This is a genomic window from Pseudomonas sp. A-1 (assembly GCF_004801855.1).
GTDB lineage: Bacteria > Pseudomonadota > Gammaproteobacteria > Pseudomonadales > Pseudomonadaceae > Geopseudomonas.
This window is the reverse complement of sequence record NZ_SSTC01000043.1, coordinates 17,057-40,468: the sequence shown is the minus strand read 5'-3', so window position 1 is coordinate 40,468 and position 23,412 is coordinate 17,057. Positions and strand designations below refer to the sequence as shown.

At 69.5% G+C, this 23,412-nt stretch carries 16 protein-coding genes; 6 read left to right on the top strand and 10 right to left on the bottom strand.

All coding sequences use genetic code 11. From position 1 onward, the window contains the following. The 4 genes from E5198_RS11785 to E5198_RS11770 form a co-directional block, all read right to left on the bottom strand. On the bottom strand, positions 1-368 hold a 368-nt coding region (locus E5198_RS11785), incomplete at its 3' end, for an ATP-binding cassette domain-containing protein (RefSeq protein WP_136490187.1). Positions 369-651: 283 nt separating this feature from the next. Continuing rightward, positions 652-2,040 carry a VOC family protein gene (locus E5198_RS11780; protein ID WP_136490186.1) on the bottom strand — a complete coding sequence of 463 codons (1,389 nt, stop codon included), beginning with the start codon at positions 2,038-2,040 and terminating at the stop codon, positions 652-654. 233 nt (positions 2,041-2,273) lie between these two features. Next, complete coding sequence (locus E5198_RS11775) at positions 2,274-3,524, bottom strand: aspartate aminotransferase family protein (protein ID WP_136490185.1); 1,251 nt, start codon at positions 3,522-3,524, stop codon at positions 2,274-2,276. A 317-nt stretch (positions 3,525-3,841) separates the two neighbouring features. After that, positions 3,842-4,732, bottom strand: coding sequence for a LysR family transcriptional regulator (locus E5198_RS11770; RefSeq protein WP_136490184.1), 891 nt, complete (start codon positions 4,730-4,732; stop codon positions 3,842-3,844). Positions 4,733-4,866: 134 nt separating this feature from the next. Between E5198_RS11770 and E5198_RS11765 the strand changes: the two genes are divergently transcribed. The 3 genes from E5198_RS11765 to E5198_RS11755 all read left to right on the top strand — a co-directional run bounded on the left by E5198_RS11765 (position 4,867) and on the right by E5198_RS11755 (position 10,803). Then, positions 4,867-6,357, top strand: a complete 1,491-nt coding sequence (locus E5198_RS11765) for an aldehyde dehydrogenase family protein (RefSeq protein WP_136490183.1) — start codon at positions 4,867-4,869, stop codon at positions 6,355-6,357. A gap of 140 nt (positions 6,358-6,497) precedes the next feature. Then, on the top strand, positions 6,498-8,453 hold the full coding sequence (locus E5198_RS11760; protein WP_178084067.1) for a DNA topoisomerase III: 1,956 nt from the start codon (positions 6,498-6,500) through the stop codon (positions 8,451-8,453). A 100-nt stretch (positions 8,454-8,553) separates the two neighbouring features. Continuing rightward, positions 8,554-10,803: an LTA synthase family protein gene (locus E5198_RS11755; protein WP_178084066.1), complete on the top strand. Its 2,250-nt coding sequence runs from the start codon at positions 8,554-8,556 to the stop codon at positions 10,801-10,803. On the opposite strand, the gene E5198_RS11750 is transcribed toward E5198_RS11755, so the two are convergent. Beyond that, on the bottom strand, positions 10,800-12,464 hold the full coding sequence (locus tag E5198_RS11750) for a SulP family inorganic anion transporter (RefSeq protein ID WP_136490181.1): 1,665 nt from the start codon (positions 12,462-12,464) through the stop codon (positions 10,800-10,802). The genes E5198_RS11755 and E5198_RS11750 overlap by 4 nt on opposite strands. 211 nt (positions 12,465-12,675) lie before the next feature. Here E5198_RS11750 and E5198_RS11745 point away from each other — a divergent pair, with 211 nt between their 5' ends. Then, entirely contained in the window at positions 12,676-13,569 is an 894-nt protein-coding gene (locus E5198_RS11745; RefSeq protein WP_136490180.1) for a diaminopimelate dehydrogenase, read from the top strand. Between the two features lie 94 nt (positions 13,570-13,663). Here the strand turns inward: E5198_RS11745 and katG are convergent, their stop codons facing one another. Beyond that, on the bottom strand, positions 13,664-15,835 hold the full coding sequence (gene katG, locus E5198_RS11740) for a catalase/peroxidase HPI (protein WP_136490179.1): 2,172 nt from the start codon (positions 15,833-15,835) through the stop codon (positions 13,664-13,666). 523 nt (positions 15,836-16,358) lie between these two features. Here katG and E5198_RS11735 point away from each other — a divergent pair. Both E5198_RS11735 and E5198_RS11730 read left to right on the top strand, forming a co-directional pair. Then, a complete protein-coding gene (locus tag E5198_RS11735) occupies positions 16,359-17,207 on the top strand; it encodes an alpha/beta fold hydrolase (protein ID WP_136490178.1) in 849 nt (282 codons plus the stop codon). A gap of 115 nt (positions 17,208-17,322) precedes the next feature. After that, positions 17,323-17,934 carry a hypothetical protein gene (locus tag E5198_RS11730; RefSeq protein WP_136490177.1) on the top strand — a complete coding sequence of 204 codons (612 nt, stop codon included), beginning with the start codon at positions 17,323-17,325 and terminating at the stop codon, positions 17,932-17,934. A gap of 676 nt (positions 17,935-18,610) precedes the next feature. Here the strand turns inward: E5198_RS11730 and E5198_RS11725 are convergent. From E5198_RS11725 to E5198_RS11710, 4 genes are all read right to left on the bottom strand, one after another. Next, positions 18,611-19,705 (bottom strand): CaiB/BaiF CoA-transferase family protein, encoded by a 1,095-nt coding sequence (locus E5198_RS11725; protein ID WP_136490176.1) that lies wholly within the window; start codon positions 19,703-19,705, stop codon positions 18,611-18,613. Continuing rightward, positions 19,702-21,327: a long-chain fatty acid--CoA ligase gene (locus E5198_RS11720; RefSeq protein ID WP_136490189.1), complete on the bottom strand. Its 1,626-nt coding sequence runs from the start codon at positions 21,325-21,327 to the stop codon at positions 19,702-19,704. Before E5198_RS11720 ends, E5198_RS11725 begins: the two co-directional genes overlap by 4 nt. A gap of 95 nt (positions 21,328-21,422) precedes the next feature. Continuing rightward, on the bottom strand, positions 21,423-22,196 hold the full coding sequence (locus E5198_RS11715) for an enoyl-CoA hydratase (RefSeq protein ID WP_136490175.1): 774 nt from the start codon (positions 22,194-22,196) through the stop codon (positions 21,423-21,425). A gap of 16 nt (positions 22,197-22,212) precedes the next feature. Next, the gene (locus E5198_RS11710; protein ID WP_136490174.1) at positions 22,213-23,403 is read right to left on the bottom strand and encodes an acetyl-CoA C-acyltransferase; all 1,191 of its coding nucleotides are present in this window, start codon (positions 23,401-23,403) and stop codon (positions 22,213-22,215) included. Between the last annotated feature and the right edge of the window lie 9 nt (positions 23,404-23,412).

Genomic DNA, 23,412 nt, shown 5'->3' with positions numbered 1-23,412 from the left:
AGCACGCGGCGCGGCGCCTCGATCACGTTGTCGAGGATGGTCATGTGCGGCCACAGGTTGAAGTTCTGGAACACGAAACCCAGCTCGCTGCGCAGGCGGTTGATCTGCCTGGGGTCGGCGGCGACCAGGTGGCCTTCGCGGGCGGTCTTCAGCCGCAGCTGCTCGCCGGCGACGTGGATCTCGCCCTTGCAGGGGTTTTCCAGCAGGTTGATGCAGCGCAGGAAGGTCGACTTGCCGGAGCCGGAGGAGCCGAGGATGGAGATCACGTCGCCGTCGCGGGCGGTCAGCGAGACGCCCTTGAGCACCTCCAGCTCGCCGTAGCGCTTGTGCAGGTCGCGGATTTCCAGGGCGGGGGCGGATGCTTGCATGGCTACACCTTTGTTGTTCTTGTCTCGCGTCCGGTCCGGGGCGGCCGGCGCGATGGCCTTGGTCACACCCCGATGAAAGCAACTCCGCGCGCACTGCTCAAACGAAAAGAACGACGCTTTCCATTCCAAAAACTACTGTTCGCGGCGCTCCTCACTGGCCCGGAAAACAAAAAATCCCCGGCGCACACGGCGACCGGGGACAGGGTAAGAACAGCGATGGGGAGAACCGCGCGCGACCGGGCAAGCCCGGTACCAGGACGCGGCGCCTGACGCGCGGCAGCGCCTACGCCAGCGGCAGGCCCAGCTCCTGCGCGCAGGCCTGCAGCGAGGCGTTCTGCACGCGGGCGTAGAGCATCAGCTCGTCGAGCGCCGGGCGGCCGAGGGCGCGCTCGAACTCGGCGCGGTTGGCGCTCCGGTCGTAGGCGCCGCGGGTGTTGCCGCCGAGGTTGGACTGGAAGATGCCCGCTGCGCTGACCGGCAGGAAGTCCTCGTAGCGCTGCGGCTCCCAGCGCAACTGGCCGGCCTTGAGAAGCGCCTCGCGATCGCCCGCCAGACAGCCCTCGCGGCGGGCCGTACGGCCCGCGTCGGTGACTTGGTAGCGGCCGAACACCAGCCCGTCGCGGCGCAGCTGGTCGTAGTCGTCGGGGAAGTCGGCGAAGCAGGCGGCCAGCGCCTGGGCGTAGGCCTGCGGGTAGTCCGCCGCCGGCACGCCCTGGCAGCGTTCGCGGGCGGCGGCGAGCAGGCGGTCGTAGAGCGCGCGGCCGCGGGCAGTCAGTGCGGCGCCGCGCTGCTCGATCTCGCCGAAGCGCGCGCTGTGCGAGCCCGGCGTGCCGCAGGCGAACTGCACCGCCTCGTCGAGCGCCTTGAAGCTGGTCTGGCGCAGCAGGATCGGGCAGCGCCGCGCCGGCGGGCCCTCAACCAGTTCCTTGGCCGCCATACCGCGGCCCGGCATCGCCGCCTGCACGGCGTCGATGTCCAGGGTGCAGGGGGTCAGGTGGTTGATGTGCGGATTGGGGAAGGCCACCACGTCGGCGATCAGGCGGTGCTGCTCGTGCAGCTGGCGATACACGGCGGCGCTGACCCGCGCCTGGCGCTGCCAGCGGAAGGTCTGCAGCGCCTCGCGGATGAACACGCCGGCCTGCTGCTCGGTCAGCCCGCCGGCCTGCTCGCACTGCTCGATCAGCGCCAGCGCCTGCTCGGTGAAGATCTGCCGGCCGGCGAGGATCCCGACGGCCTGGGCGCGCAGCGCCGGGTCATCGATCAGCTCCAGGCGCAGCAGCGAGGTGAACACGCGGAACGGGCTGTGCGCCAGCGCCGCCTCGTCGACCGCGCGGAACGCGGTGGCATGCACCGGCACGCCGGCGCAGCTCAGGTCGTAGTAGGCCACCGGCTGCATGCCCATCACCGCGAACAGCCGCGCCATGGTCGCCAGTTCCTCGGCGCTGCCCAGGCGGATGGCGCCGTGGCGCTCCTCGGCCAGACGTTGCAGCTCGCCGCTGGCGCACAGCGTTTCGGCCAGCGCCGGGGCCGCGTCCAGCGTGCGGCGGTTGATCCGGCCGACCAGGTCGAGCAGGTCGCCGTACAGCGGCACCTCACTCTGGTACATGGCGGACATGGCCAGGGAGAAACGCGCACGGATCGCGTCCGGACTGACAAAGGCGTTCTGGTTCATCGCACTGCACTCCTGGGAATCTGCTGCGGCCCGTAGGGTGCGCCGTGCGCACCTCTTGGCCATCGCTGGTGCGCACGGCGCACCCTACGGATTCATTCTGTTGAGGACTGAACCGCCGCTCAAACGACAAATTCTCTGCACTTCATTCCGCCGAGGAATTCCGATACCCGTAGGGTGCGCCATGCGCACCGCCGGCCTCTTATGGTGCGCGCGGCGTACCCTACGGGCGGGGTTCAGAGACTCGCCTGCAGGCAACGACGGAAGATCGCCATGCCTTCGTCGAGGATCGCCTCCTCGGCGGTCAGCGGCGCCAGCAGGCGGACGATGTGGCGGTGCTTGCCGCTCGGCATCAGCAGCAGGCCGGCCTCGCGCGCGGTTGCCAGCAGGCGGCCGAGGCGCTCGCTGCCCGGCCCGCCGTCGCCCGCGCGCAGCTCGATGCCGCGCATGGCGCCGACGCCGGTCAGGCGTGCCAGCGCCGGGGCCAGCTCGCTGTCCTGCCAGGCGCGGAAGTGGCGCAGGATGCACTGCTCCTGGCGCTCGCCCCAGGTCGCCAGGTTGGCGTCGCTCATCAGCTCCAGGCTGGCCAGCGCCGCCGCGCAGGCCAGCGGGTTGCCCGAGTAGGTGCCGCCCAGGCCGCCCTTGGGCAGCGCATCGAGCAGCTCCGGTCGGCCGACCAGCGCGCCGAGCGGCAGGCCGCCGGCGATGCTCTTGCCGAGCAGCAGCAGGTCCGGCTCGATGCCCAGACGCGAGAAGGCGAAACGCTGGCCGGTGCGGCCGAAGCCGGACTGGATCTCGTCGACGATCAGCACGATGCCGTGCTCGTCGCAGAAGCGCCGCAGGTACTGGGCGAAGCCGGCGTCGAGCGCCTGGAAGCCGCCCTCGCCCTGCACCGCCTCGAGGATGAAGCAGCCGACTTCCTCGACGTCGATCTCCACGCTGAACAGGCGCTCCATGGCGGCGCGGGCGGCCTCCATGCTGACGCTGTTGTCGGCGCTGGGGTACGGCAGGTGGTAGACCGGGCCGGGCAGGCTGCCGACCTTCTGCTTGTAGGGGGCGACCTTGCCGTTGAGGTTGAGCGCGGCCAGGGTGCGGCCGTGGAAGCCGCCGTCGAAGGCGATCACCGCGCCGCGCCCGGTGGCGGCGCGGACGACCTTCAGGGCGTTCTCGGTGGCTTCGGCACCGCTGTTGGTGAGCATGCCGGAGAGGCGGTAGGACACCGGCACGAAGCGCGCCAGCGCGTCCAGCAGCTGGCTATAGCCCTCGTGGGGCAGCGCGTTGAACGCCGAGTGAGTCAGCCGCCCGGCCTGCTCGCGCACCGCCTCGACGATACGCGGGTGGCAGTGGCCGAGGTTGAGCACGCCGATGCCGCCGACGAAGTCGATGTAGCGCTTGCCGGCGGTATCCCAGACCTCGGCGTTGCGGCCGTGGCTGAGGCTGATCGGGTGGACGATGGCCAGGGACTGGCTGACGTGGGTCGACGGCATGGCGCGCTGCTCCGCAAGGACTGGTGGTGCGCACCATGAAATCGGCAAGGGCAGGCAGGCGGCAAACGAAAAAAAATCGCTCTCTTATTCCTTTTTTTCCTGCCAGCGCAGGATCACGCCGGGGTAATCGCATGAATGGCTTTCGAGCCGGATCAATCCGCTGTAGGGGCGAATTCATTCGCCCCTACGGACCGGGAAATCGGCTTCATATGATTGCCCTGAGGATCACCGCGGAGCAGACAACGGCGCAGCCTTGTCCACCAGCCCCCGGGGGCAGCGGCGGACAATCGCTGCGCGAGTTGTCCACCCTGCCCCGTTCAGCCCGCGTCGAGCTGGCCGCGAATCCACTTCACGAAGGCGCGGATCTTCGGCACCTCGGCGGCGTGCTCGGCGTAGGCCATGAAGTGCTTGCCGGTGCTGGGCAGCTCGTGGTCCCAGGCGATCACCAGCTTGCCGTCGGCAAGCTCGTCCTCGACCAGGAAGCGCGGCACCAGCGCCACGCCACAGCCGGCCTGGGCGGCGCGGATGCACATGTAGAAGGTCTCGAAGCGCGGGCCGTGGTAGCTGTGGCTGGTCTGCAGGCCGAGACTGTCGAACCAGTCGTGCCAGGCCTCCGGGCGCGACACGCACTGCATCAGCACCTGCTCGCCGAGCTGCTCGGGACTGGCGATGCCGCCGGCGAACAGGTCCGGCGCGCACACCGGCACCATGGTCTCGCCGAACAGCTCGATGCACTCGGCGCCCGGCCAGGTGCCCTGGCCGAAGAAGAACACCACGTCGGCCTTGCCCTCCAGCAGGTCGAACGGCTCCAGCACGTTGCGCAGGTCGAGGTGGATGTTCGGGTTGGCCTTGCCGAAGCCCTTGAGATGCGGAATCAGCCAGCGCGCGCCGAAGGTCGGCTGGGTCGCCACCTTGAGCACCTCGGTATTGCCGCCGTAGGAGAGGATGTAGTGGGTGGACATCGCCACCTGGTTGAGGATCTTGTTGACCTCGGCCAGGTACAGCTCGCCGGCCGGGGTGAGCTGCAGGCGGCGGCGGATGCGGCGGAACAGCAGGTGCTGGAGCATGTCCTCGAGCTGGGCGACCTGCTTGCTCACCGCGCTCTGGGTCAGGTGCAGCTCCTCGGCGGCGCGGGTGAAGCTCAGGTGGCGCGCGACCGCCTCGAAGCACTGCAGCGCGGTCATGGACGGCATCAGACGTTTGGACATGGCACTCTCGTTGGCAGGCAAAGCATGAATTTACGGAATGATAAGGCGAAAAACCCTCGCTTGTGAGGGCGCGAGAGGCGGATCGATACTGACCGGGAGGCCAAATTCCAACAATCCTGCGACAGGAGCCAATCATGGTCGAGCATCTTCTCAGCCGCCTGGGCGTCAGCGCCGAGGCCGCCAACCAGGGCAGCCACGTCATCCACAGCCCCATCGACGGCAGCCGCATCGGCGCCGTGGCGCTGGAGCCGGCCGCCAGCGTGTCGGCGAAGATCGCCGCCGCCCAGACCGCCTTCGAGAGCTGGCGCAGCGTGCCGGCGCCGCGCCGCGGCGAGCTGGTGCGCCTGTTCGGCGAGGTGCTGCGCGAGCACAAGGCCGAGCTGGCCGAGCTGGTGTCCTGGGAGGCCGGCAAGATCACCCAGGAAGGCCTGGGCGAAGTGCAGGAAATGATCGACATCTGCGACTTCGCCGTCGGCCTGTCGCGCCAGCTGTACGGCCTGACCATCGCCTCCGAGCGTCCCGGCCACCACATGCGCGAGAGCTGGCACCCGCTGGGCGTGGTCGGCGTGATCAGCGCCTTCAACTTCCCGGTCGCCGTGTGGGCGTGGAATGCCACCCTGGCGCTGGTGTGCGGCAACGCCGTGCTGTGGAAGCCGTCGGAGAAGACCCCGCTGACCGCCCTCGCCTGCCAGGCGCTGTTCGACAAGGCGCTGAAGGCCTTCGGTGACGCCCCGGCCGGCCTCAGCCAGCTGATCGTCGGCGACCGCGATGCCGGCGAGGCGCTGGTCGCCGACCCGCGCGTGGTGCTGGTCAGCGCCACCGGCAGCACCCGCATGGGCCGCGAGGTCGCCCCGCGCGTCGCCGCGCGCTTCGGCCGCTGCATCCTCGAACTGGGCGGCAACAACGCGATGATCCTCGCGCCGAGCGCCGACCTGGACATGGCCGTGCGCGCCATCCTGTTCAGCGCCGTCGGCACCGCCGGCCAGCGCTGCACCACCCTGCGCCGCCTGATCGCCCACGAGTCGGTCAAGGACGAGATCGTCGCACGCCTGAAGGCTGCCTACGCCAGGGTGCGCATCGGCAACCCGCTGCAGGGCAACCTGGTCGGCCCGCTGATCGACAGGCAGGCCTTCGAGGCCATGCAGAACGCCCTGGTCAGGGCCCGCGACGAGGGCGGCCAGGTGTTCGGCGGCGAGCGCCAGCTGGCCGGCGAGTACCCGAACGCCTACTACGTCAGCCCGGCGCTGGTGGAGATGCCGGCGCAGAGCGAGGTGGTGCGCCACGAGACCTTCGCGCCGATCCTCTACGTGCTGAGCTACCGCGACTTCGACGAGGCGCTGCGTCTGAACAACGAGGTGCCGCAGGGCCTGTCCTCGTGCATCTTCACCACCGACGTGCGCGAGGCGGAAGCCTTCCAGAGCGCGGCCGGCAGCGACTGCGGCATCGCCAACGTCAACATCGGCCCGAGCGGCGCCGAGATCGGTGGCGCCTTCGGTGGCGAGAAGGAAACCGGCGGCGGCCGCGAGTCCGGCTCGGACTCCTGGAAGGCCTACATGCGCCGGCAGACCAACACTGTGAACTACTCGCGCGAACTGCCGCTGGCCCAGGGCATCGTGTTCGACTGATCCTTTCCCCGGCAGCCAGCCCCGCTCCATCCTTCGCGGTGGAGCGGCGGCCAAGGCTGTACATCCATCCAGATAAAGATTGCCTGAAACGCCGTTTCTGCCCATGCTGTGCGCCATCTCCACCAGCTTTGATGGCAAGCATGCGGCTCTTCCTCTGCGAAAAACCCTCCCAGGCCAAGGACATCGCCAAGGTGCTCGGCGCCAGCCGGCGTGGCGAGGGCTGCTGGCTGGGGGCGGGCGTGACCGTGACCTGGTGCATCGGCCACCTGCTGGAGACCGCGCCGCCGGACGCCTACGACGAGCGCTACAAGCGCTGGAACCTCGCCGACCTGCCCATCGTCCCGGAAAAGTGGAAGATGCTGGTCAAGAGCAAGACCGCCAGCCAGTTCAAGGCGGTCAAGCGCCTGCTCGGCGAATGCACCGAGCTGGTGATCGCCACCGACGCCGACCGCGAGGGCGAGATGATCGCCCGCGAGCTGGTCGAGCACTGCCGCTATCGCGGGCCGATCCAGCGCCTGTGGCTGTCGGCGCTCGACGACGCCTCGATCCGCAAGGCGCTCAAGGCGCTCAAGCCGGGCAGCGAAACCTTCCACCTCTACCACGCCGCGCTGGGCCGCTCGCGCGCCGACTGGCTGATCGGCATGAACATGAGCCGGCTGTTCACCCTGCTCGGCCGCCAGTCCGGCTACCAGGGCGTGCTCTCGGTGGGCCGCGTGCAGACGCCGACCCTGCGCCTGGTGGTGGATCGCGACCGCAGCATCGCCGCCTTCGTGCCGGTGCCCTACTGGGCCATCGACGTGCAGCTGCTGGAAGGCGGCACGCCCTTCACCGCGCAGTGGCGCGCCCCGGAGGATGCCTGCGACGAGCAGGGCCGCTGCCTGAAGCCCGAACTGGCCCGGGACGCCGCCGAGGCGATGCGCCGCGCCGGCAGCGCGCGGCTTGTCGAACTGAAGACCGAGCGGGTGCGCGAGGCGGCGCCGCTGCCCTTCGACCTGGGCACCCTGCAGGAGGTCTGCTCGAAGAAGCTCGGCCTCGGCGCCCAGGAAACCCTCGACATCGCCCAGGCGCTGTACGAGACGCACAAGGTGATCACCTACCCGCGCAGCGACTGCGGCTACCTGCCGCTGAGCCAGCACGCCGAGGCCCCGACGATCCTCGCCGCCCTGGCCGCCGCCGACCCGGCGCTGGCCGCCCTGCAGCCGCACCTCGACGCGCAGCGCCGCTCGCGGGCGTGGAACGACGCCAGGGTGAGCGCCCACCACGGCATCATCCCCACCGCCGCCGCGCAGGCCTCCAGCCGCCTGGCCGGCAAGGAGCGCGCGGTGTTCAGCCTGATCCGCGCGCGCTACCTGGCGCAGTTCCTGGCCAACCACGAGTACGACCGCACCCAGGCCGACTTCGACTGCGCCGGCCATGCCCTGCGCGCGGTGGGCAAGCGCATCGTCGAGCCAGGCTGGCGGCGCGCGCTGCCCGAGGCGCTCGCGCCGGCCAAGGGCCACGAGGCGCCGGAGCCGCAGGCCCTGCCGGCGCTGCGCGAGGGCCAGGACTGCGCGGTAAGCGAGGTGAGGCTCAAGGACCTGCACACCCAGCCGCCCAAGCCGTTCACCGAGGGCGACCTGATCAAGGCGATGAAGAACGTCGCCAGGCTGGTCGACGATCCGCGCCTCAAGCAGAAGCTCAAGGACACCACCGGCATCGGCACCGAGGCGACCCGCGCCGGGATCATCCAGGGCCTGCTCGACCGCGGCTACCTGACCAAACAGGGCAAGGCGCTGGCGGCCACCCCGGCGGCGTTCAGCCTGATCGACGCGGTGCCGCGGCCGATCGCCGACCCCGGCACCACGGCGATCTGGGAGCAGGCGCTGGACATGGTGCAGAACGGCGAGATGCCGCTGGAGGAGTTCGTCGCCAAGCAGTCGGCGTGGATGAGCAAGCTGGTGGAGCGCTGCGCCGGCCTGCGCCTGACCATCAGCGGCCCGCCGGTCGCGCCCGGCCGCGGCAAGCCGGCCTGGAAGGGCAAGCGCACGGGCGCCCCGCGCAAGGCCGGCGGCACGGCAGCCCGGCGCAGCGCCTCGCCCCGCCCGAAGCAGACCTAGGCGCAGGCCCATCCAGCACGGCCCGGTCCGCGGATGGGCGCAAGAACTTTCCGCGGCCGAAGTTGCCCAAAAAAGGAGCGATCCCGCCTAGCATATCTTCATGAACATCCGATGGCGTGAGGGTTTCCTCGTGAGCATCATCCCGCGCTGCCTGCGCCATCCCCGCGCCCCGCTCGCCAGTCTCATCGGCCTGGTGCTGATCGTCCCCCTGGGCATCCGTCTTGCCCTGGGCTGGTCCGCTCCCCTCGGCCATCTGTCCGACCTGGGCATCGCCAGCCTGCTGATCGTGCTGCTGTACCGCCGTCCCTGGTGGCTGGCCCTGCCTGTGCTACTGGCGTGGAGCCTGCTGAACGTGGCGGCGGTGGAGCTGGTCAGCGCCGTCGGCCGCCTGCCGGACGTGGCAGACCTGCAGTACCTGACCGATCCGCAGTTCATGGAGAACTCCACTGCCGGCAGCCTTGCCCAGCCGTGGGTGGCCGCCGTCCTGCTCGGCGCCCTGGCCGTCTGGCTGGCCAGCCTGTGGGCCGGCCGCGCGCAACCGTCTCCGCGCCTGCCGCGGCATGCCTGGCTGGCGCCTCTGTCGCTCCTGCTGGCCCACGGCGGCCTGCAGTATCTCCACCCCAGCGAGGCGGACCAGTGGCGACTGTTCAACCTGCCGCACCAGTGGCTGGAGGCCGGCGTCGGCCACGGACAGACCCGCCTGGAGGAATGGCTGGCGGGCGATGACGCCGACACGCCACCGCCGCTGGCAGGCCTCGCCCGGCTCGACCTGGACGGCCAGAAGCTGCTGGGCGCCCCGGGGCGCGCCCGCAACGTGCTGATCGTCGCCCTCGAAGGCATCCCCGGCGCCTATGTCGGGGTGAACCGCGCCGCCCTGAACGGCAGCTACCGCGAAGACCTGATGCCCAGGCTGAGCGCCTGGGCCGAGCGGGGCATGAACACACCCGACTACGTGTTGCACAGCCACCAGACCATCCGCGGCCTGTACGCGATGCTCTGCGGCGACTACGACAAGCTCGACAACGGCACGCCCAAGGGCATCGAGATGCTCACACAGAACCAGCGCAACCGGGCCTGCCTGCCCGCCCAGCTGCGCAGCCGCGGGTTCGCCACCCACTACCTGCAGGGTGCGGGTCTCAGGTTCATGGCCAAAGACCGGATCATGCCGCACATCGGCTTCGACGCCACCCGCGGCCGGGAGTGGTTCAGGAAGCCTGCCCGCCTGGACTTCCCGTGGGGCATGGACGACAGGTCCTTCTTCGAAGGTGCGCTGGACTACGTCGGCCAGCTGCGCCGCAGCAAGCAGCCCTGGATGCTCACCCTGCTGACGGTCGGCACCCACCAGCCCTACTCGGCGCCGGCTGCGTACCTGCGCCGCCACGCCAGCCCAAAGCAGGCTGCGGTGGCCTATCTGGACGATGCCCTCGGGGACTTCCTGACCGCACTGGAGCGCTCGGGCGTGCTGAAGGACACCCTGGTGATCGTCACCTCGGACGAGTCCCACGGCATCGACGGCGTGCGCCTGGCCTCGGCCTGGGGCTTCAGCCTGGTGCTGGCTCCCGAGCAGGCACAGCTGCCCCGGATCAAGACCGGGGTCTACGGCCACGTCGACCTGAGCGCATCGGTGCTCGACTACTTCGGCTTCCCGCCCCCCAAGGTCCTCAGCGGCCGCTCGCTGTTCCGCGACTACGCCCATGGCCGCGAGATCATGTCCTACACCAACGGCAAGCTGCGCCATCACGATGGCCGGGGCACCCTGACCGAGTGCGACGTGCAGCAACGCTGCCGCTACTACGCCAGCGAAGGCTTCATCGCCGAGCGGGCCACCTTCCTCGGCCAGTATGGCGGCCGGCGCGCGCGCCAGATGGCGGCCAGGGCAAGCGCACTCGACCAGTCGTTGCTGCACACCTCGCTGAACCGGCTCTACCAGTTCGGCAGCCCGGCCGTCATCCGCCTCAAGGCGCAGGTCCGCGACGACTGGACGGACAACCTGATCGGTGCCCAGTACCTGGAGCTGCCCAAGGGCACCCTGACGCGGGTGCGTCTGACCGTGCGCTCGGTGGGCCGCAAGCAGAAGGCCTACATCCAGCTTAAGGCCAAGGAGTTCGAGCAGGACGTGCCGCTGGACATCCCCGCCCGGATACTGGTCACCCACGACAAGCCGCTGCAGATGGACTTCAGCTTCTACAACCCGGAATCGCGCAAGGCGTTCTCCTTCCACCTGCTCGGCTATGGGCGGGGAGCCATCGAGGTGAGCGACTTCAGCGTGATCACCGAGCAGGCGGAGCCGCTGCAACCCGGCGACGAGCCCCGGCTGGCGGAAGGCGGCGCCCTGCCCCGCTCCAGCTAGCCCGGCTCGCGGCGCTCGGCCGCCAGCAGCGCCAGCCCCCGGCTCACCGCATCGTCGACGCTCCAGTTGGTCAGCGCATCGGCCGGCAGACGTTCGCCAGCCGCCCGGCCCAGCACGGCGCGGGCCCGTTCGTGCAGGCGGGCAAACAGCAGGGTCATGCCGCGCGCCTCGACCTGCTGCGCCAGCTCCAGCAGCGCCTCAAGGCTGCTGCCGTCGAGATCCGGCGACTCCTCGAGACTGAGGATCAGCACCCGCGCGGCGTTTTCCGGGGCGCGCAGGCAACGGCGGACGAGCGCCAGGGTCTGCTCGGCATTGGCGAAGAACAGCGGCGCCTCCGGGCGCAGGATCAGCAGGCCCGGCACCGCCACGGCCTCCGGGTGCGCCCGCAGGTCGACGAAGTCGTGGCCCTCGCCGAGCCGGCCGAGCATCGACACCCGCGGCAGCGAGAAGCCGCGCAGGGTCATCAGCACGCTGACGCCGACCGCGACCAGCAGGCCGGCGAGGACACCGAGCAGCAGCACCGCGGCGATCGCGCTGAGCACCACCAGGCGGTCGCGGCGCCAGCCGAAGTAGCGGCGCAGCGCAGCGGGGTCGAGGCTGTGGCCCACCGCATGGATGACGATGGCGGCCAGCACCGGCATCGGCGTCAGCGCCATCCAGGGCATCAGGCTGAGCACTGCCAGCAGCACCACCAGCGCGGCGCACCAGGCGGCCAGCCGCGAGCGCGCGCCGGCAGCCTCGTTGGCCGCGGTGGCCGAGTAGCCGGCGCCGACCGGCATGCCGCCGAACAGTCCCGAGGCCAGGTTGGCGGCGCCGAGGGCGATCAGCTCGCGGTTGGCCGACAGGCCGTCGCCATAGCGCAGGGCGAAGCTGCGCATGCTGCCGTAGGACTCGGCATACAGCACGAACAGCAGGGCGAAGGCCAGCTCGCCGAGGCGCAGCCACTCGCTCTGGTCGAGCCGCGGCAACTCGGGCGGGCGGAACTCCAGGTCGATGCTGCCGACCAGCGCCACGCCGAAGCGGTCGAGGCCGCAGAACAGCTGGACGACGATGCCGAGGACGATGACCACCAGCGCTGCCGGCACATGTCGGCAAGGCCTGAGCAGCCGCAGCAGCGCCAGCGCACCCAAGCCCAGGCCGATGCCGAGGGGATTCCAGGCCGCGAAGTCGGCCAGCAGGCTGGCCGCCAGCTGCAGCGGATTGCCGTGGCCGGGATGCACGCCGAGGATATGCGGCAACTGGTGCAGGATCACCACCAGGGCCAGGCCGAAGGTGAAACCGCGCAGCACCGGCTTGGCGATGAACGCGGTGATCGAGCCCATGCGCGCCAGCCCGGCGCCGAGAAAGCCCAGGCCGGTGAACAGCACCAGGCCGCTGGCCACTGCCAGCTTGAGGCCGCCGTCGCCCGGCGCCATGGTCGCGGTGGCCGCCGCCAGCACCGCCGCCGAGGATGAGGTGGCCGAGACGATGGCGAAGCGGCTGCGGCCCACCAGCCCGTAGAAGAGCAGCCCGGCGAGCAGCGCGACCACCCCGTGGCGGGGCGGCAGGCCGGCGATGCTGGCATAGGCGACCGCCTCCGGCAGCAGCAGACCGGCCACGGCCAGGCCGGCGATCAGGTCCGCCAGCCAGGGATGGACGGCGGCACGTTCAGGCGGGCGCATGTCGATACTCGGTGGACGGGTGATGGCTGCGGGTCCGTTGCACAGGCATGTGGGCGTCCCTTCTGCGCGGCTGAGTGGGAGAAGTTCGCGCCGCCTGCCCGGTGCCGCGGGAGGCCGGGCGGGGGCTGATCTAACCTGAGGAAACCACCGATGCCGGCGCGGCATCCAGCACGTGCGGCATTGCCTCTTCATAGCACAGGCGGGCAGACCGATGAAGAAACGTCAGATTGCGGTGATCGGCCTCGGCAGGCTCGGCCACCGCTGCGCCGAGCTGCTGCTGGACGATCCTACCCTTACCCTGGCCGGCGTGGTACGGCGCACCCCCACACCGCTCGACTGGCTGGGTGACCTGCCGGTGGTCGGGCATTTCACCGAGCTGAAGCAGGTCGATGCCGCCCTGCTCTGCGTACCGGCGGACAGCATCCAGGGCCAGGCCCGGGAGCTGCTGCAGCACCGCATCCCGCTGGTCGAGTGCGCGCGCCTGCATGGCGACGCCTTCATCGCCCACCACGAGGAAATGCAGCGGATGGCCCACCTCTACCGGGCCACCGCGATTGTCGGCGCCGGCAGTGATCCCGGCATCCTGTCCCTGTTCCGCAGCCAGTTCGCCCTACTGCTGCCCCACGGACATACCCGCAGCAGCCTGCATGCCGGCACCAGCCTGCACCACTCGCTGGCGGCGGAAGGCATCGCTGGCGTGCGCAAGGCGCTGGCGCTGGAGCAGAAGAGCCAGGACGGCACGCTGCAGCGCTACGTCTACGTCGAGCTGGAGCCGGGCGCCGACGCGGCCGCCGTCGAGCAGGCCATCCGCCGCGACCCGCTCTATCTGGACGAGGAGACCCTGGTGTTCCCGGTGGACAGCGTCGCCGAGCTGGAGGCCGAGCGCGGCCTGCTGCTGGAACGCCATGCGGCGAGCAGCAACAGCAGCCACGCTGCCCTGCTGCTCGAGGCCCGCTTCGACGAGATCGAGCTGGCGGCGCGCATGATGCTGGCCGGTGCGCGGGCGCTGCCGCTGCTGCAGCACGGCGCCCATTCGCTGTTCGACCTGCCGCCGCGGGTGTTGTGGGGCGATCAGGGGGCAGCAGCGGAACAGGAGTGGATGTAGCGCGTCAGCCGTCGCCACCATCCCCTCGCACCTCCGCACTGCGCATAAACGAATCGGGCCTGCAAAGCAGGCCCGACTCACTTCCTGAGTTACGTCACGCCAGATCGAAGCGGTCGGCGTTCATCACCTTGGTCCAGGCGGCGACGAAGTCCCTGACGAACTTCTCCTGGTTGTCGTCCTGGGCATAGACCTCGGCGTAGGCACGCAGCACCGAGTTGGAGCCGAACACCAGGTCCACGCGGGTCGCCGTCCACTTGACCTTGTCGGTCTTGCGGTCACGGATCTCGTACAGGTTGTTGCCGGCCGGCTTCCAGGTGTTGCCCATGTCGGTCAGGTTGACGAAGAAGTCGTTGCTCAGCGCGCCGACCCGGTCGGTGAACACGCCATGCTGGCTGCCGCCATGGTTGGTGCCCAGCACGCGCATGCCGCCGACCAGCACGGTCATCTCCGGCGCGGTCAGGCCCAGCAGCTGGGTGCGGTCGAGCATCAGCTCTTCGGGACTGACGGCGTAGTCCTTCTTCAGCCAGTTGCGATAGGCATCGTGCACCGGCTCCAGCACGGCGAAGGAGTCCACGTCGGTCTGCGCCTGGCTGGCGTCGCCACGCCCCGGGGCGAAAGGCACGCTGACGTCGAAGCCCGCCGCCTTGGCCGCCTGCTCGACGCCGAGGTTGCCGCCCAGCACGATGACATCGGCCACGCTGGCGCCGGTCTCGGCAGCGATCTTCTCGTACACCGCCAGCACCCTGGCCAGACGCGCCGGCTCGTTGCCTTCCCAGTCCTTCTGCGGGGCCAGGCGGATGCGCGCGCCGTTGGCGCCGCCGCGGTAGTCCGAGCCGCGGAAGGTGCGCGCGCTGTCCCAGGCGGTGCTGACCAGCTCGCTGACCGACAGGCCGCTGGCGGCGATCTTCGCCTTGACCGCGGCGACGTCGTAGTCGCTGCGCCCGCTCGGCACCGGGTCCTGCCAGATCAGGTCTTCGGCCGGCACTTCCGGACCGATGTAGCGGGCCTTCGGCCCCATGTCGCGGTGGGTCAGCTTGAACCAGGCGCGGGCGAAGGCATCCTCGAAGGCGGCGGGATCCTTGTGGAAGCGCTCGGCGATCTTGCGGTACTCCGGATCCATCTTCATCGCCATGTCGGCGTCGGTCATCATCGGCTTGTGGCGGATGCTCGGATCCTCCACGTCGACCGGCATGTCCTCTTGCTTGATGTCGACCGGCTCCCACTGCCAGGCGCCGGCCGGGCTCTTCTTCAGCTCCCACTCGTGGTTGAGCAGCATGTCGAAGTAGCCGTTGTCCCAGCGGGTCGGATGGGTGGTCCAGGCGCCTTCCAGGCCGCTGGTCACGGTGTCGCGGCCGACGCCGCGCCTGGTCTTGTTGTTCCAGCCCAGGCCCTGCTCCTCGACGTCCGCCGCCTCGGGTTCCGGGCCGAGCAGCGCGGCGTCGCCGTTGCCGTGGGCCTTGCCCACGGTGTGGCCGCCGGCGGTCAGGGCGACGGTTTCCTCGTCGTCCATCGCCATGCGCTTGAAGGTCTCGCGCACGTCCTTGGCGGTCTTCAGCGGGTCGGGCTGGCCGTCGACACCCTGCGGGTTGACGTAGATCAGGCCCATCATCACCGCCGCCAGCGGGTTCTCCAGGTCGCGCTCACCGGAGTAGCGGCTGTTGGGATTGTTGGTGGGCGCCAGCCATTCCTTCTCGGAACCCCAGTAGATGTCCTTCTCCGGATGCCAGATGTCCGCGCGGCCGTAGGCGAAACCGAAGGTCTTGAAGCCCATCGACTCGTAGGCCACGTTGCCGGCCAGCACGATCAGGTCGGCCCAGCTGATCTTGTTGCCGTACTTGCGCTTGATCGGCCACAGCAGGCGGCGGGCCTTGTCGAGGTTGGCGTTGTCCGGCCAGGAGTTCAGCGGCGCGAAGCGCTGGTTGCCGGTGCCGGCGCCGCCACGGCCGTCGGCCACCCGGTAGGAGCCGGCGGCGTGCCAGGCCATGCGGATCATCAGGCCACCGTAGTGGCCCCAGTCGGCCGGCCACCAGTCCTGGCTGTCGGTCATCAGCGCGGTGAGGTCGCGCTTGAGCGCGGCGAAGTCGAGCTTCTTCACTTCCTCGCGGTAGTCGAAGTCACCCAGCGGGTTGGTCTTGGTGTCGTGCTGGTGGAGGATGTCGAGGTTGAGGGCCTTGGGCCACCAATCCATGGCCTGGTTGCCGGCGGTGGTGTTGGCACCGTGCATCACCGGGCACTTGCCGGAAGATTTCATGTTGGTTCCGCTCATGTTGTTCTCCATTCATGACTTCATGGGTTACCGATCCGAAGCAGCCTTCGGGTGCTTGCCCGCTTCATCCGCGGGTCGGCACTTCGACTCCTTGAGCCTGCTCTCACGCTTGCCGTGTTCAGCCAACCTTGTATCAATCTTGGCGTCCGGCTGCCGAGCCATCCAATAGGTTTTCGGAATGGGATTGATAGTAGACCCGGATTCGCCAGCCCATGGCCGCAGCCGCCGGCTGCTTGCGGTGTGCCGGGCTGGCAAGCTGCCGATCTGCCGGCTCGGATGGGGCGCGGAGGCAGGCGCCGTGCGCTCGACCAGGCAGCAAGGCGATCCGCCCCGGCCATGGCTACGGCCATCACCTTGCGCAGCGGGTACTTCCGGCGCCAGCGATTACCTTTACGTAAACTGGGAAATGTTGTTTCCTGTCGATCGTCGTCGCATCCGGATCTGCCAGCTGCCACCCCCACCGTTGCGGGCCTGTCCCGCGCAGCGCTGCGCAATCCTCTCTGACTGATCGCAAGGAGACCCCATGCAGCTGCGTGCTACCCGACAAGATCTCTGGATCGATACTTCCTGCGGCCGGATGTTCGTGCGTCGCTGGCGACCGCTGGGCGCTAGCGATCCGGAGGAAAATCCGCCGATCGTGCTGTTTCACGATTCCCTGGGCTGCGTGGAGCTGTGGCGGGACTTCCCGGAGCAGCTGGCCGTCGCGACCGGCCGCGAGGTCATTGCCTACGACCGCTTCGGCTTCGGCCGCTCGGCGCCGCATCCCGGGGACTGGTCGGCCCGTTTCATCCGCGACGAGGCGGAGCGCTTCTTCCCGATGCTGCGCGACAGCCTGGCGATCGACCGTTTCGTGGCATTCGGCCACAGCGTCGGCGGCATCATGGCGGCCACCTGTGCGGCGCACTATCCGCACAGCTGCCAGGCACTGGTCACGCTGTCCGCCCTGGCATTCGTGGAGGAGCGGACGCTGCAGGGGATTCGCCTTGCCAAGCAGGAGTTCGGCCGGCCGGGGCAGATCGAGCGGCTGGAGAAATATCATGGCGACAAGGCGCGCTGGGTCCTGGCGGCCTGGACGGACACCTGGCTGTCCGCAGGCTTCGCCGACTGGACGCTGGAAAGTCATGCGTCGTCCCTCGCCTGCCCGCATCTGGTCATTCACGGCGAGGAGGACGAGTACGGCTCGCTGCTGCATCCGGAGCGCCTGAGCCGGCTGAGCAACACCACCAGCGCCTCGCTGATTCTGGAGGGATGCCAGCATTTCCCCCATCGGGAATTCCCCGAGAGGGTGCTCGATGCGAGCGCCAGCTTCCTGGAAAGCCAGAGCGCATCCGTCGCCGGGAATGCTGCGGGGTGCGCCGAGGCCTGCTATTAGCGGCCTGCAGCGGGCGAAGCCACCCTGCCGGCAACCCTGCTGCCATGCGCAACACTGACTAAGCTGCATGGGGCGTGCGCAAGCAACCGCGCACAGGCATCCCGAGGAGAGCTCCATGTCCGTGATTCGCAACCTTCCCCTGCTGGTCGGCATCACCCTGCTCGGTGCCTGCGCCAGCCAGCCCGACGACCAGCCACTGACCAGCACGCTCAGCCAGAGCGCCGTCGTTGCCGCAGGCGTGCCGGGCGGGATCATCATCGAGGAGGAGAAAGTCGAGGCTACCGTGGTCGCCATCGAGCGCAGCAAGCGCACCTTCACCCTGCAGGATCGGCAGGGCAATCGGCGCACCGTGCAGGCCCCGCCGGAAATGCGCAACTACCCGCAGCTCGAGGTCGGCGACAGGGTCACGGCGACCACCAGGGTGGAAAGCGCCATCTACCTGCGCGAGCCGGGCAAGGGCGACGAGGAGTCCATGCAGGGCGCGGCCATGGTGATGACGCCGCCGGAGGGCAGCAAGCCGGGCCTGCTGGTGTCCAGCACCCGCGCGAGCACCGCCGTGATCAAGGCCATCGACCCCACCGCGCATACCGCCACCCTGCAGTTCGCCGACGGCAGCAGCCGCACCTACCAGATGCGCCCGGATGTCGAGGTCAAGCCCGAATACGTCAACCGCGAGGTGATGATCCGCCAGGACTCGGAACTGGCGGTGACCGTCGAGGCCCAGTGAGTCGGCCGCCGGCGGACGCGAGCGATGGGTGATGGAGCTGGGATAGGCGCAACGTGCCCCGCCCTCCGGGCGAAACAGCCGCGAGCCGGCAGCGCTGCCGGTCAGGCTCGAACGGATCGCAGATAGCACAAGGGGGAGCCCGTAGGCTCCCCCTTGAAGTCGGTCGTGCTGTGTTCTTCTTGTTGGTACAGGCTTGTTGTTCTTGTTGGTTGCCCGCCCGGACTCCATGGTCCGGTTAAGGTCCCAAGCAGGGACTCAAGAACAAACGTATTCCTTTGGACGCTGATGTCGCCACAACCCTAGCGGGTCCTACCGGTGCTGGCCGCTGCCTCGGGGCAGTTTTATCGTTCTCGGTCCGGTCGGGGGAGAACCCTGTCGGGCAACTCCTCTCCAAAAGAATCTGTTTGCTGCGCCTCCATCCGATTGTTCTTGTTGTTATGGAGTCGTTACGTGTTGTTTTTGTTCTGTTGTGATGCGTTCTTGTTTTTGTTGTGCCAAGAATAAAGCAGATGGCGTGCCAACTTTAGAAAACCCTTATAAATCAACAACTTGAGAATTCTGAAGCACCGCACATAGCCCCCGAAGGGGCCGTTCCCGTTACCGGACTGCCCAGCGCCCGTTACGCCGGAAAGACCCGGTAACACCTGAGGGTATGACCGGTAACCGCCCCCTCCTCTCAGGTTACCGCCGCGCGCGCTTCCCCCCACAGCGGCGCATCCGCCGCCAGCCGCACCGAGGCGCGCGCCTCCCCCGGCGTGCGCGACAGCCGTGGCGCCGGCGCCACCTGCAGCTGCCCGTCGACCTCGCGGTACACCCCGCGCGCCTGCAGGTGCGGGTGCTGCGGCGCCTCGTCGAGCGTGAGCACCGGCGCGAAGCAGGCGTCGGTGCCCTCCAGCAGCGCGCACCACTCGTCCCGCGTGCGGCGGGCGAACAGCGCGGCCAGGCACTCGCCCTGCGCCGCCCATTCAGCCGGATCGTCGCAGCCGGCGTAGAGCTGCTCGGGCGCCTCGATGCGCTCCAGCAGCTCGCGCAGGAACTGCGGCTCCAGCGGGCCGACGGCGATCTCGCCGCCGTCGGCGCAGCGGTAGCAGCGGTAGTGCGGCGCGGCGCCGCCGAGCAGGTTGCGTTCGCGCTGCATCGACAGGCTGCCGCCGGCGAAGAAGCTCATCAGCGAGGACACCCCGTCGACGATGGCGGCGTCGACCACCTGGCCCTGCTCGGAGCGCTCGCGCTCCCACAGCGCCGTCATGATTCCGAAGGCGAGGAACAGCGAGCCGCCGCCGAAGTCGCCGACCAGGTTGAGCGGCGGGATCGCCCCGCCCGAACGCCCGCCGATGGCGGCCAGCGCGCCGGTCAGGGCGATGTAGTTGATGTCGTGGCCGGCGGCGCGGGCCAGCGGTCCATCCTGGCCCCAGCCGGTCATCCGCCCGTAGACCAGCCGCGGATTGAGCTCGCGCAGCTCCTCCGGACCGAGGCCGAGGCGTTCCATCACCCCGGGGCGGAAGCCCTCGATCAGCACGTCGGCGCGCTCGGCCAGCTCCAGGCAGCGCGCCCGCCCGGCCGCGCTGCGGATGTCCAGCTCCAGCACCTGGCGGCCGCGGTCGGCCACCGGGTTGGGCCAGCCGTTGCCGCCGGCGCGCTCGATGCGCACCACGTCGGCGCCCATGTCGGCGAGCAGCATGGCGCAGTGCGGGCCGGGGCCGATGCCGGCGAACTCCAGCACGCGCAGGCCGGCCAGCGGTCCCTGCCGGGGTCGATTGTCCGTGGTCATCCCCGGGACTCCAGGCGCAGGGCATCGAGCAGATGGTCGCGGTAGCGCTCGCGCAGCACCTTCTTGTCGATCTTGCCGGTGGCGGTCAGCGGCACGCGGTCGATGACCACCGCATCGGGCATCCACCAACGGACGATGTGCGGCTCCAGGTGGGCCAGCACGCGCTTGACGCACACCTCGGCATCCTCGTGCGGCTCGATCACCAGCAGCGGGCGCTCCTCCCATTTCGGGTGGAACACGCCGACCACCGCGGCGATCTTCACCCCCGGGCAGGCCACCGCGACGTTCTCGATGTCGATCGAGCTGACCCACTCGCCGCCGGACTTGATCACGTCCTTGCTGCGGTCGGTGATGCGCATGAAGCCGTCGCCGTCGAGGGTGGCGATGTCGCCGGTGTCGAACCAGCCGTCGGCGTCCAGCGCGCTCTTCTCGCTGCGGAAGTAGCGCTCGACCGTCCACGGCCCGCGCACCAAGAGCTTGCCCGGGGTCACGCCGTCGCGCGGCAGCTCGCTGCCCTCCTCGTCGACGATCTTCAGCTCGATGCCGAACTGCAGGCGGCCCTGTCGGGTCCAGATCACCTCGTCGGTGGCCGCCTGGCCGCGCGCGGTCAGCTTCGGCGTCGGCGTCGAGATCACCCCGAGCGGGCTGGTCTCGGTCATCCCCCACAGCTGGCGGATGGTCACCCCGTACTTGCCCTGGAACTTCTCGGCCATCGCCCGCGGCACCGCCGAGCCGCCGATCACCAGGCGCTCGAGCGTGCCGGCGTCCTCGCCGCTGCGCTCCAGGTGGTCGAGGTACATGGTCCAGATGGTCGGCACGCCGCCGGAGAAGGTCACCCCCTCGTTCCTGATCAGTTCCTGCAGGCTGCGGCCGTCCATCCTGTCGCAGGGCAGCACGAACTTGCAGCCGTTGATCGCCGCGGCGAACGGCAGGCCCCAGGCGGTGCCGTGGTACAGCGACGAGCACGGCATCACGCAGTCGAAGGCCGACAGGCCGAAGGCGCCGCTGAGCCCGGCGGCCAGCGCGTGCAGCACCACCGAGCGGTGGCTGTACAGCACGCCCTTGGGATCGCCGGTGGTGCCCGAGGTGTAGCAGAGCACCGCGCCGGCGTTCTCGTCGAAGCTCGGCCAGTCAATGGGGCGCTCACCGGCGATCAGCGCTTCATAGCAGGGCACCGCACCTTCCCCGGCATCGAAGCAGTCGCGATCCGACAGCACGATGAAGTGGCGGATGTGCGGCAGCTGCGGGCGCAGGCGGGCGACCAGCGGCGCGAAGCTGCGGTCGAACAGCAGCACGCTGCTTTCGGCGTGGTTGAGGGTGAAGGCGATCTGCTCGTCGGACAGCCGCGGGTTGGCGGTGTGCAGCACCGCGCCGATGCCCGGCACGGCGAAGAACAGTTCGTAGTGGCGATGGGTGTTCCAGGCCAGCGAGGACACCCGGTCGCCGGCGCGTATTCCCAGGCGCTGCAGCAGCGAAGCTGCCTGTCCGGCGCGCTGCGCCAGGCCGCGGTAGTCGTAGCGCCACAGCGGCTCGTCGACCAGCCGCGAGACGATCTCGGTGTCGCCATGGGCGCTGGCGGCATGGGTGAGGATGCCGCTGATCAGCAGCGGCGCCTTCTGCATCAGACCTTCGAGCATTGCGATTTCCTCTACTTTCTTGTTGTTGTTTTCAACGGATATCGGCGGCCGGTTCCCTGGCCGCATGACGCAGGCACAGCTCAGCGATGGGTGAAGTTCGGCGCGCGCTTGTCGACGAAGGCCGCCATGCCTTCCTTCTGGTCGGCGGTGGCGAACACCGAGTGGAACACCCGCCGCTCGAAGCGCACGCCCTCGCTGAGGCTGGTCTCGTCGACTCGGTTGATGCACTCCTTGATCAGCATCGCCGCGGTCAGCGACTTGCCGGCGATGGCGTGGGCCGCCTCGAGGGTCTTCTCCAGCAGGCTGTCGGCCGGGAACACCCGCGCCACCAGCCCGGCGCTTTCCGCCTCGGCGGCGCCCATCATGCGCCCGGTCAGGCACATTTCCATGGCCTTGGCGCGGCCGATGGCGCGGGTCAGGCGCTGGGTGCCGCCGATCCCCGGCAGCACGCCGAGGGTGATCTCCGGCAGGCCGAAGCGGGCGCTGTCGGCGGCGTAGATGAAGTCGCACATCAGCGCCAGCTCGCAGCCGCCGCCCAGCGCGTAGCCGGACACCGCGGCGATGACCGGCTTGCGCCGCGCGGCGATGCGGTCGGCTTGAGCGAAGTGGTCGTCGTGGTAGATCTGCGGATAGGTCATGTCCGCCAGTTCCTTGATGTCCGCGCCGGCGGCGAAGGCCTTGGCCGAGCCGGTGAGGACGATGCAGCCGATCTGCGGGTCGGCCTCCAGGCGGTCGAGAGCCTGGTTGAGCTCGCCGACCAGCTGGGAGTTGAGCGCATTCAGCGCCTGGGGACGGTTGAGGGTGATCAGCGCGACGCGCTCGCGGATCTCCACCAGCAGGGTTTCGTAGTTCATCGGACTCTCCTTGTATTCAGTCCAGCAGCTCGACGGCCATCGCCGTGGCCTCGCCGCCGCCGATGCAGATGGCCGCCACGCCACGGCGCAGGCCGTGGCTGCGCAGTGCCGCCAGCAGGGTGACCAGGATGCGCGCGCCGGAGGCGCCGATCGGGTGGCCGAGGGCGCAGGCGCCGCCGTGCACGTTGACCCTGGCGTGATCGAGGCCCAGCTCGCGCATGGCGACCATGGTGACCACCGCGAAGGCCTCGTTGATCTCGAACAGGTCGACCTGATCGAGGCTCCAGCCGGTGCGCTGCATCAGGTTGCGGATCGCGCCGATGGGCGCGGTGGGGAACAGGTTGGGTGCATCGGCGAAGGCGGCATGGCCGCGGATCGCCGCCAGCGGACGCAGGCCGCGACGCTCGGCTTCGGAGCGGCGCATCAGCACCAGCGCGGCGGCGCCGTCGGAGATCGAGCTGGAGTTGGCCGCGGTCACCGTGCCGCCGTCGCGGAACGCCGGGCGCAGAGTCGGGATCTTCTCCGGACTGGCCTTGGGCGGCTGTTCGTCCTGCGCGACCAGGCGCTGCTCGCGGCCCTGGGTGACCGTCAGCGGCACGATTTCCCCGGCGAAGTAGCCGTCGGCCATGGCGTCGCGGGCGCGCTGCAGCGAGGCCAGCGCATAGGCGTCCTGCTCCTCGCGGCTGAAACCGTGCGCCTGGGCGCAGTCCTCGGCGAAGGTGCCCATCAGGCGGCCCTTGTCGTAGGCGTCCTCCAGGCCGTCGAGGAACATGTGGTCGAGCACCTTGCCGTGGCCCATGCGGTAGCCGGCGCGTGCCTTGTCCAGCAGGTAGGGCGCGTTGGACATGCTTTCCATGCCGCCGGCGACCACCACATCGGCGCTGCCGGCGCGCAGCAGGTCGTGGGCGAGGATCACCGTCTGCATGCCCGAGCCGCACATCTTGTTCAAGGTGGTGCATACGGTAGAGCGGGACAGACCGGCGCCCAGCGCCGCCTGGCGCGCCGGGGCCTGGCCGATACCGGCGGGCAGCACGCAGCCCATCAGCACTTCCTGCACCGCCTCAGGCGGCAGGCCGCTGCGCTCGACCGCGGCGCGGATCGCGGCGGCGCCCAGCTCGGGGGCGGTCACGTTCCTGAAGTCGCCCTGGAAGCCGCCCATGGGAGTACGGGCGCTGGCGACGATGACGATCGGATCTTCGTGGTTCATGGGGTGTTC

Excerpts from the sequence above, each read along its gene's own strand:
- E5198_RS11780 (WP_136490186.1), bottom strand. The coding sequence starts at position 2,040 with ATGAACCAGAACGCCTTTGTCAGTCCGGACGCGATCCGTGCGCGTTTC.
- E5198_RS11775 (WP_136490185.1), bottom strand. The coding sequence starts at position 3,524 with ATGCCGTCGACCCACGTCAGCCAGTCCCTGGCCATCGTCCACCCGATC.
- E5198_RS11770 (WP_136490184.1), bottom strand. The coding sequence starts at position 4,732 with ATGTCCAAACGTCTGATGCCGTCCATGACCGCGCTGCAGTGCTTCGAG.
- E5198_RS11765 (WP_136490183.1), top strand. The coding sequence starts at position 4,867 with ATGGTCGAGCATCTTCTCAGCCGCCTGGGCGTCAGCGCCGAGGCCGCC.
- E5198_RS11760 (WP_178084067.1), top strand. The coding sequence starts at position 6,498 with ATGCGGCTCTTCCTCTGCGAAAAACCCTCCCAGGCCAAGGACATCGCC.
- E5198_RS11755 (WP_178084066.1), top strand. The coding sequence starts at position 8,554 with ATGAACATCCGATGGCGTGAGGGTTTCCTCGTGAGCATCATCCCGCGC.
- E5198_RS11750 (WP_136490181.1), bottom strand. The coding sequence starts at position 12,464 with ATGCGCCCGCCTGAACGTGCCGCCGTCCATCCCTGGCTGGCGGACCTG.
- E5198_RS11745 (WP_136490180.1), top strand. The coding sequence starts at position 12,676 with ATGAAGAAACGTCAGATTGCGGTGATCGGCCTCGGCAGGCTCGGCCAC.
- katG (WP_136490179.1), bottom strand. The coding sequence starts at position 15,835 with ATGAGCGGAACCAACATGAAATCTTCCGGCAAGTGCCCGGTGATGCAC.
- E5198_RS11735 (WP_136490178.1), top strand. The coding sequence starts at position 16,359 with ATGCAGCTGCGTGCTACCCGACAAGATCTCTGGATCGATACTTCCTGC.
- E5198_RS11730 (WP_136490177.1), top strand. The coding sequence starts at position 17,323 with ATGTCCGTGATTCGCAACCTTCCCCTGCTGGTCGGCATCACCCTGCTC.
- E5198_RS11725 (WP_136490176.1), bottom strand. The coding sequence starts at position 19,705 with ATGACCACGGACAATCGACCCCGGCAGGGACCGCTGGCCGGCCTGCGC.
- E5198_RS11720 (WP_136490189.1), bottom strand. The coding sequence starts at position 21,327 with ATGCAGAAGGCGCCGCTGCTGATCAGCGGCATCCTCACCCATGCCGCC.
- E5198_RS11715 (WP_136490175.1), bottom strand. The coding sequence starts at position 22,196 with ATGAACTACGAAACCCTGCTGGTGGAGATCCGCGAGCGCGTCGCGCTG.
- E5198_RS11710 (WP_136490174.1), bottom strand. The coding sequence starts at position 23,403 with ATGAACCACGAAGATCCGATCGTCATCGTCGCCAGCGCCCGTACTCCC.